A 737-nucleotide genomic window follows, 5' to 3' on the forward strand; every position below is an offset into this window, starting at 1 on the left:
CGCCGCCGCGTCGGCGACGTCGGAACCGCAGCAACGCCCCACCGTGGCCAATAGGTTCGTGAAGGGCATGTCGAGCGCTTGGGTCAAGCGAATGATGACCTGAAACCCGGGAGGTTAACCATGAGCCGCTAAGTCAACGAACGGACAACTGACACGCGAACTCTGTGAAGCACAAAAAAGCGCCCCCACCCGTAACAGGGTGGGGGCGCTTTCAGTTGCGCAAGTGCGGATTACAGCAAGTTGAACGGAAACGGCAGCTTCCGCAGCCGCGCCACCACACCGTCGACGGTCTGCTCGCCGAGGTCGGCCAGCGAATGCAACTGCTTGTCGAGGTCGCCGAAGTCGGGGATCCGCTCGAGCACCCGGTCGGCCACCGCGCCGGCGACCTTCTCCGCGACGGTGGGCAACTGTTTGGCGACCTCGCGGGCCACGGCAGCGGCGACCGCGTCGGCGAAAGTCTTGATTATCTTGTCGAACATGGTTGTCTCCTAGTCGGTTTCGTCGCAGTCGGCTTCGCGAGATTCTGCAGCCCGGGCGAGGATTTCCGGCGCCTCGCACAACAGGCCGTGCGTGATGTATCCGGCCTGGCCGTTCTGTTCCATCACGACAACTCCGGTTTCGGTGTTGCCGTTGTCCGTGACGCCGACGAGCCCGACGATCGCCACGTAGTGTGTCACGAGGTAGCCCTCGCGGACGTCACCGTCGTTGATGCGTGACTGCAGCGCCTCGCGGATCAG

At 63.5% G+C, this 737-nt stretch carries 2 protein-coding genes; both read right to left on the reverse strand.

Features of this window, described 5'->3' with window-relative positions:
* Positions 1-230: 230 nt before the first annotated feature.
* A complete protein-coding gene (locus tag A5622_RS24475) occupies positions 231-479 on the reverse strand; it encodes a hypothetical protein (RefSeq protein WP_066881755.1) in 249 nt (82 codons plus the stop codon).
* Positions 480-488: 9 nt separating this feature from the next.
* Positions 489-737, reverse strand: a 249-nt coding sequence (locus A5622_RS29860) for a hypothetical protein (protein ID WP_197508089.1), incomplete at its 5' end; no start/stop codon positions are given.

Source organism: Mycobacterium sp. 1245801.1, from assembly GCF_001673055.1.
GTDB classification, from domain to species: domain Bacteria; phylum Actinomycetota; class Actinomycetes; order Mycobacteriales; family Mycobacteriaceae; genus Mycobacterium; species Mycobacterium europaeum_A.

What these genes read in the sequence shown, in the direction of transcription:
- A5622_RS24475 (WP_066881755.1), bottom strand. Translation starts at nt 479, where the DNA reads ATGTTCGACAAGATAATCAAGACTTTCGCCGACGCGGTCGCCGCTGCC.